The organism is Sulfitobacter sp. 1A15299 (assembly GCF_043556915.1).
Classification (GTDB): Bacteria; Pseudomonadota; Alphaproteobacteria; order Rhodobacterales; family Rhodobacteraceae; genus Sulfitobacter.
The window spans coordinates 1-7,730 of the sequence record NZ_JBIFFJ010000056.1 but is presented as its reverse complement, the minus strand read 5'-3'; the positions used below and the strand labels follow the sequence as shown (position 1 = coordinate 7,730).

At 55.5% G+C, this 7,730-nt stretch carries 6 protein-coding genes and 1 pseudogene; 3 read left to right on the top strand and 4 right to left on the bottom strand.

What is annotated here, in order from left to right; all coding sequences use genetic code 11:
- Window positions 1-1,907: helicase-related protein (locus tag ACGYK7_RS18735; RefSeq protein ID WP_394403908.1), on the top strand; the 1,907-nt coding region annotated here is incomplete at its 5' end.
- On the opposite strand, the gene ACGYK7_RS18730 is transcribed toward ACGYK7_RS18735, so the two are convergent.
- Together ACGYK7_RS18730 and ACGYK7_RS18725 are read right to left on the bottom strand one after the other, a co-directional pair.
- On the bottom strand, window positions 1,904-2,518 hold the full coding sequence (locus ACGYK7_RS18730; protein ID WP_067625356.1) for an SMC-Scp complex subunit ScpB: 615 nt from the start codon (window positions 2,516-2,518) through the stop codon (window positions 1,904-1,906). The genes ACGYK7_RS18735 and ACGYK7_RS18730 overlap by 4 nt on opposite strands.
- Window positions 2,515-2,631, bottom strand: a pseudogene (locus ACGYK7_RS18725) (DUF1403 family protein); the annotation flags it as partial. The gene ACGYK7_RS18730 and the pseudogene ACGYK7_RS18725, both read right to left, overlap by 4 nt.
- 436 nt (window positions 2,632-3,067) lie before the next feature.
- On the opposite strand from ACGYK7_RS18725, the gene ACGYK7_RS18720 reads away from it, so the two are divergent.
- Window positions 3,068-3,784 (top strand): ion channel, encoded by a 717-nt coding sequence (locus ACGYK7_RS18720; protein ID WP_161487394.1) that lies wholly within the window; start codon window positions 3,068-3,070, stop codon window positions 3,782-3,784.
- 73 nt (window positions 3,785-3,857) lie between these two features.
- On the opposite strand, the gene ACGYK7_RS18715 is transcribed toward ACGYK7_RS18720, so the two are convergent.
- The gene (locus tag ACGYK7_RS18715; RefSeq protein ID WP_009827230.1) at window positions 3,858-5,183 is read right to left on the bottom strand and encodes an APC family permease; all 1,326 of its coding nucleotides are present in this window, start codon (window positions 5,181-5,183) and stop codon (window positions 3,858-3,860) included.
- A 715-nt stretch (window positions 5,184-5,898) separates the two neighbouring features.
- Here ACGYK7_RS18715 and ACGYK7_RS18710 point away from each other — a divergent pair.
- Window positions 5,899-6,540, top strand: a complete 642-nt coding sequence (locus ACGYK7_RS18710) for a TorF family putative porin (RefSeq protein ID WP_394403907.1) — start codon at window positions 5,899-5,901, stop codon at window positions 6,538-6,540.
- Between the two features lie 119 nt (window positions 6,541-6,659).
- On the opposite strand, the gene ACGYK7_RS18705 is transcribed toward ACGYK7_RS18710, so the two are convergent.
- Window positions 6,660-7,646: an NADH-quinone oxidoreductase subunit N gene (locus ACGYK7_RS18705; protein WP_394403909.1), complete on the bottom strand. Its 987-nt coding sequence runs from the start codon at window positions 7,644-7,646 to the stop codon at window positions 6,660-6,662.
- Window positions 7,647-7,730: the final 84 nt, after the last annotated feature.

The following is a 7,730-nucleotide window of genomic DNA, read 5'->3' as shown; positions in this document are numbered from 1 at the left end:
CGCGTCCAGCTATGCCGCCAACTGGCACCTCGCCGCAACGGTCATTGCCTCAAAGTGAATGTCCACGGACCCTAAGGGGATGCGTCGTTTACGATGAAAAGAGACTTGCTGACCTGCGAAAACTCTTGCGGAATGCTCGCGCAAAAAGCTCCACTGCGGGGGTTCCTGCTGCGGTAAAGCGCAAGCTGACGGCAAAACCAAACGCGTTCTTCAGCGTGAAGCAGACATGGGCGTCACAGGTTCGCCGCGACTATGCTCTTGTACCACTCTTGAACGAAACACTTCAGCTTTCGACAAACAAGTTCTGGAAAGTGACGCCCAACTCCGGTGTCGTTGCATCTTCAGTCGCTGCTGCAGCCGCTGGAGCAGGGCTACGAACTCTCGTCTTTTCTCAATCCATACCGAATGCCTTTTCTATATCAGAAAAGGCCGGGGCAGCGCTTGATGAATGTAGTGTCGAACTGACTGAAACTGAGCAGCGTCTGTATGAGATTTCCGTCGATGAAATGGGTGGTGCTGATCAGCTGTACTTGACTCTTGTGGGCGGAAAATTGGCATCCCAGGCTGCGACGCACCATGGACAATTGCTTCCTGAGGAACGCCAGCTAGTGGAGGCGCTGTATAAGCGAAAGGGGGCGTTGGCCGTGCTCGCAGCGACCCCGACGCTCGGTCAAGGTATGAACTTGCCTGCCGATTTGGTCATCATAGCAGAAGACAGCCAATTCGACGCCTCTTCCGGTCGAAAAGACCTCCTGGGCCCAGAGGACCTGCTAAACGCAGCCGGTCGTGCCGGCCGGGCAGGCGAAAGCGCAACCGGTATCGTTCTAGTCATCCCCGGACAGGTCGTCGGCCTGGACGATGCTGAGAACAAGATCGGGTCAAGATGGAGTAGGCTGCGAGACATATTTGGCCAAACCGATCAGTGTTTGGTGCTGGACGATCCATTTACGGCCCTAATGGACCGTATCCACAATAGCGCAACTGAAATCGGTGACTTGGAGCGTTACGTCGTCGCGCGCTTGGCAGAAACTGATCATGGCGACGATGGAAAAGTTGACATACGACTTGGCCTCGCGAGGAGCTTCGCGGCTTATCGTAAACGTCAAGATGCGGACGAAGACTGGGTTGAAAGCAGAACTGCCGCAGCACTTTCACTTCTGAAGAGCGATGATGGAGACCTAGCCGTTGAGCAATTGTCTTTGCGCAACACCGCATCCATGTTGGGGCTGCCGGAGGATATTCTGGACGACATGTCAAAGGCTCTCAGCAAGCACGGTTTTAGAAACTTCAAAACCGTCGAAAGCTTGTGCGATTGGGTGTTCGAGTGGCTGATGGTTAAACCGGAGTACCTGGTTCGCTTGGTCAAGTTGGAGACCCTGGAGTATCTCTTCGGAACGGAAATCAAGAAGCTAAAGGATGATCAATCGCGTGCATCCTACTCACTTCCGAAGCTTCGCGCGGCCTTGAAGGACTGGATGAACGGTGCGCCGCTCAAGAAAATTCAAAAGCGGCTTTCTGACAAAACACGCGACAAGAAGCGCTCTACGAGTGCTCGAAAGTTCGTGATTAGACTTGTTCCTGATCTCGCCCATCTCATGGGGGCGCCGCTTCAAATCCTTCAGGGTCATGTCAACGTGCATTCGGCGGAAAAGACAGAACCGTGTACAGCGATGGTGTTTGCCAATCGTTGCGTAAGGCGGGGATTTTCAAATGCTGAGATGGCCGCGTTTGGGTCACTTATGTGGTCAGCCAAATGGTCGCGGCGTGAAGTCCATCGACATTTCGCAGAAATCGTACCCTATCTCAAACCGGCTGCGGTTAGTGAATCTCAAGAGGCATTGGAAGCACGCGTGGAGTCCGCTTCTGATAGCGAACTAAACAATAGAGATCTGGACGACCTCATCTAATCAGCAAGATTGGACGGCTCGACAATTTCCAATTCCGGCAGATCCCGCAGGCTCTGCAGATCGAACGTCACCAGAAACGTCTCCGTCGTCACGAAGGTATGCGGCGCCCCGGGCCGCGGCGACCGGGGCCCGCTGGCGATCAAGTCCTTGTACCGCAGCCGGGCCAGAAGATCGCGACTGACCTCCTTGCCGAAGATGTCGGCCAGCCCGGCGCGGTCGATCGGCTGGTGATAGGCAATGGCGCAGAGCACCCCCATCTCCATCTCGGTAAAGGCGAGGGACTGGTCACCAAGGTCGGCGGTGGTCTTGATCGCATCGGCAAACTGCGGTCGCGTGCGGAACATCCAACCGCCAGCCACTTGGGCCAGTTCGTAAGGACGACCCGTCAGCTCGGCCTGGATGTCCTCGATCAGCATCTCCACGGAGGCCCCCTGCCCCACCACGCGGGCCAGATCTTCGCGACTTACCGGTGAGGCACTGGCGAAGAGCACCGCTTCGACCCGGCCCATCCATTCGCGCCAGCGCAACTCCTGCGGCAGGTCCTCGAGCTCGCGGTCAAAAACGGCGCCGCTTTCATCCGCCGGTTGCCGTTTCCTCGTTGCCGTCGTCATGGCGCGATCCCATAGAGCCGGAAAGTAGGCCGCCCGGTCAGTTCTCGCGCCACGCCCAGCTCGACCAGCCGGTCGCAGAACCGCCGCGCGGCACGATCTGTCATGGAGATCGACGTGCCGCGAACAAATGGTGACAACTGTCACTGTACCCTAATTAATCAGAATCTGCGGATTCAGGGTCATTTTGGGCATTTTTGTACCCTTAATTGCAGTATATCCACAGGCCCGGTGCTTCAGGATTTGACCGCATCTGAGCACCTCCAAATTGCATCGGCCCGCGCCAGAAGCGCTTGACGATCTGCCCCAGATCCAAGCTCGGAGATGGCCTGCCGGGCTGCTCGTAGAGCGCTTTCTGACGCTCTCGACTTGCTCGTTCTATGTTCTTCCTGTTCCGGCAGATGTTCTGTTTCCCGCCGTCCCGGAAGCCGCTGGTCGAGGTCATTCGACAGAGCACGCATCCGTTCAATCACCCGACCATGCTGCGGAAAGGCGCGGCGTAACCCCCGAACCGCCCAATAGTTTCCTCTCAGAATGAGGGTAACGCCCACAATGGGACGGGTCACGCCGACACCAACCGCGGCAAGTGCCATCAACCTTTCGCGCCCGTTCCCAGATGTGAGCGACCCCAGATTCCCGATCTCCAGCGCTGCCAAGAGATGCAAGGTCAAATCCACCCGGCGCAACCGCGCGGGATTGTTCGTGGTGACGGCGGACTTCAGAGCTTTGGCACCGCGATCAGCGCGCGCAAGAAGCCGACCTGATACGGCTACTTTTGGATACTGGCAAGTTCATCCAATCAGGAGCGTCTCTTTGCTTTTTTCACTAATTCTTGCAGTTATCGCCATCGTTTCGAGTAGTTGGATACATCTTGCGGTCATGCGGTGGGTATCGGTTGGCATGGCAAAGATACCTTTGGAGCCGTTCAATCGTGTCATGATGGCCGTACTGATCCTGTTTTTCGCGCATTTCGCCGGAATAGTTGTCTTTGCAGGCATGTTTGGCGTCGGTCACCAGCTTTTGAGCATCGGCGGCTTTTCCGGTGAGAGCGTTGATACCGTTCTGGATTATTTTTATTTTTCCGTCGTCAGCTATACGTCCCTTGGTCTTGGCGATATTTTCCCGACAGATCACCTGCGTCTTCTGACGGGCGTCGAGGCCTTGACCGGACTGTTGCTGATCGCGTGGTCAGGTGCATATCTTTTCGCGATGATGAACCGGCTTTGGGATTGGCCCCCCTGCGCCGAGCCTGACAAACCGAAAAAATGAAAAAGGGCATACCCGACACCTGCTAGCCGGACGCGCCTTTTTCAGGAGGGCTATAGCACTTTCGAGAAGTGTTTTAGTGGTCTTCGCTGGGTCGTGGTGCAGTCCAGCGCGACAGATAAATCCGTTGGAACACAAAGACTGATGTGATCGCAATCACAGCGTACACAACAATGAGCGGATCGGATTGCAGCTTCATAGCTGTAAAGGCCACCAGCACCACAGCGTCAAACAACAAGGCCAAGACGATGACAAATGCTTTCGCTTCAACCTCTTTTCGCATGAAGCGCAAGACGCCCCAATGGACGATCATGTCCATGATCAGATAAAAGAAAGCCCCCAATGACGCGATCCGGGTCAGATCAAAAAACACCGCAAGGATAGAGGCGATCACCACCGTATAGACCAGCGTGTGACTGCGGATAGGTCCCGACATCCCGAAATGCCGGTGCGGGATCATGTTCATATCGGTGAGCATGGCCAGCATCCGCGACACCGCAAAGACACTGGCAAGAACACCAGACGCCGTCGCAACAGCCGCCAGCACGACGGTAAAATAGAACCCCGCGTTGCCAAGTGCGGGTGCGGCGGCCTCAGCCAATGAATAGTCTTTGGCCGCGATAATCTGGTCTATCGTCAGGCTTGATCCGACCGCAAAGGCCACAATCAGATAGACAACAACACAGATCGTGATCGAGATAATGATCGTGCGGCCAACATTGCGGTGCGGATTGATGATCTCGCCGCCGCTGTTGGTGATCGTGGTGAACCCCTTGAACGCCAGAATGGCAAGGGCCACGGATGCTATAAAGCCGGTGATATCAAATCCGCCAGACGCCGTGCTCGCCGCGGCGAATTGAAACCCGCTTGCCCAAAGTGCTGCTATGCCGAACAACGCGATACCGCCAATCTTGAGCACCGCCATAATCAGCGAGAGCAGTCCAACCGATCGGCTACCGGCGATATTGACGAGAAAGGCAAAAAGGATCACCCCAACGGCAAGGATCGGCACCAGCGGACCACCAGTTATGTCGAAGGGTCGCAAGACATAAGTCGCAAAGGTTCGCGCAACGAGGCTTTCGGAGATCACCATTGACAGCGCCATCAACAGCGCCGCCGCTGCGGCAATTGCACCCGGTCCGTATGCCTTTTGCAGGATCATCGCGATGCCACCCGAAGACGGAAACGCATTCGACATCTTTACGTAGCTGTATGCACTGAAACTTGTGATGATCCCGCCCACGACAAACGCCAATGGAAAGAGCGGTCCGGCCAGCTGCGCGATCTGACCTGTCAGCGCGAAAATACCGGCTCCGATCATCACGCCGGTGCCCATCGCCACCCCGCCGCTTAGGCTGATGGAGCCTTTATTTTCAGTGTCGCCGCCGTGTTGATGATCCATTTAGAACGCCTTCATTTTCGATTTGTTGCGGGTTTTGCAATGGGCGGACGATCCGGCGGCGCGATCCGGTAATCGCGCTTGTCGCTCAACAAAGGATTGGGCGTCCGCACCAAGCATATCTCGTTGTTTACAGTATAGATAAGTGAGCTGGGAAGTGAAGGTCTGAGCTGGACTGTGTCTCAGGGATTTGGGGCGATCCAGAGCAAGAGCTACCAAAAAAATCATGCCGGTCCGTGCACGACATATGCATCACGATGCACATCTGCCGCGCACGGACCGGCTTTGGTTTTTTCGGACATCGTTACCTGATGCTGGCGCCGAGATGGTCTAGCTACAACAGCAGCCACCGGATTTTGCAGCAGGTGTTTTGACGGATGCCTGTGATGCCGCTGGGGCATCTGCAACCTGGCTGGCCTTGTTTCCACCGCAGCATCCTCCGCCTTTGGCGGTTTCAACTTCAGATGGTTCGGTTTTGGTTGTTGTCTGGTCTATTTGGGCCTCCTGACACTAAGGGTACATATATCAGACGCCATAAGCGCCACTTCGTTACAGTGGAATAATCGTTGCCCGTTTTTTTTCGCGTCAATTTTGGGCAACGACCCGTAACGGTGTTCAAAATTGAATCAGGTGTTACAAAAATGCGGGCGCCCTGCTTCCGGCGGGCGGATTTTCGTCGTTACAGTACAGCAGGAAAATCTTCCAGTAAGGAAAAATGATGCGATCTATTTTTGCGACTTCCGCCGTCGTCATCGGTCTGGGCTTACCCGGCGTGACAATGGCTCAGGAATTAAGTCTGTCCGCAGGCGCAACCCTCACCAGCCGATATGTTTTCAACGGCATTGAACAGACTACCGGCGCGGCGTTCCAGCCTTGGGCGGAGGCCGAGTACGAAGGTTTTTATGCAGGCGTCTGGGCGTCAAACACTGCCAGATCAATTGTTGGCAGTTCTGTTGAGGTGGACCTCTATCTGGGCTATCGCAATGAAGTCGGCAAGTTCAACTACGATCTGGGATATACCCGATACTATTATCGCAACCCGAGCAATGACTGCTGCGGAGAGGTCATCCTGTCATTGGGGTACTCCGTACTGGATCCGCTGGATGTCGGCCTTCGGTTTGCGCATGACCCCGTTGCGGATTACGTTAATTCAAGCGTCTCGATCGACTACGCATTCGATGACAAATTTGGTGCTTCAGCCAACTACGGCACGATCAGCAATGGGGGACACGACTACTGGAGTGTCGGTGGCAGCTATGCGATCTCCGATAACTTTGGCATTGACGCGTCATGGCATGAAACCAGTATCAGTGACGGATTGTTGATTGTATCGCTGACCACCGAATTCAGCCTGCGCTAAGTTTTCCAAGACGGACAAAGCGCCGTATCCGGCTTTTGCTGGACGCGGCGCTTTGCGTTGCGCTGTCAAAATTTGATGATCCATGTCGGTTATGCATGAACCACATTGAAGGTTTGCGATCAACTGGGCAACAGCCCCGCAAATGCCCCCATAGACAGGGTAATCAGGACAGTGACCGTCGCCACGACAACAAGCAGGGCGTGTGGTGACGGGGTGTCCATGCCGGTTTTTGAGCTTGCGGTCTGATACATCGGCACCACGATGCGCAGATAAACACCAAGCGCCAGCACGGAATTCAGGATGCCGATCACCGCAAGCCAAAGGAACCCTGCCTCAACTGCAGAGGTGAACAGATAGACTTTGCCGACAAATCCAAACAGCGGCGGGATGCCGGTGAGCGACAGAAGGAATATCACCATCGACAGCCCCATAATTGGTCGATTGCGGCCAAAACCGCGCATGTCGACAAGGGTGCGTCCAGCTATCATCACAATGGCAAAAGCACCCAGGTTCATTGCGACATATGCGGCACCCATGATGATAATCCCCGGGACCGCAAGTGGGCTGGCGCCGAGTGCCACAATGCCGAGCAAGAAATACCCAGATTGGGCGATCGAAGAATAAGCGATCAGCCGCACCAGATTGGTCTGTACCAACGCTGTCAGATAGCCATAGGTCATTGTGATCGCTGCGATCATTGCGATCACCAGTGGCCAAGCGCTGCCGACGGGCATGTCGCGCAGCACCTGCGCAAAGGCAAAGATTGCCGCGAGCTTGGTGATAACCGACAGGTAGGCGGCAATGGAAACCGGCGCCCCGTCATAGGCGTCAGGTGCCCAGAAGTGAAACGGCACAAGCCCAGCTTTGTAGCCGAGGCCGATGATCACTGCGACCAGGCCCGCAATGGCGATCAGCGGCTTGTCCTCCAGCGCCGCGAGGTCCGAGAACAGCGTCGATCCCACGCCCCCGAACCAAAAGCTCAGCCCGTAGATCATCACGGATCCGGTGACAGCCCCGAAAACAAGATATTTCATCGCGGCCTCTGTCGCCGCATCATCGCGCGGGAAAGCCACCAGCGCAAAAGAGCCTAAGCCCGTCAGTACCACACCCAATAGGCGTAACAGGCCCGAGCGTGCATATTTGATCGTTTGATGGGACAAAAGGCGTACAAGCTATGCGCCTGAGCGCTG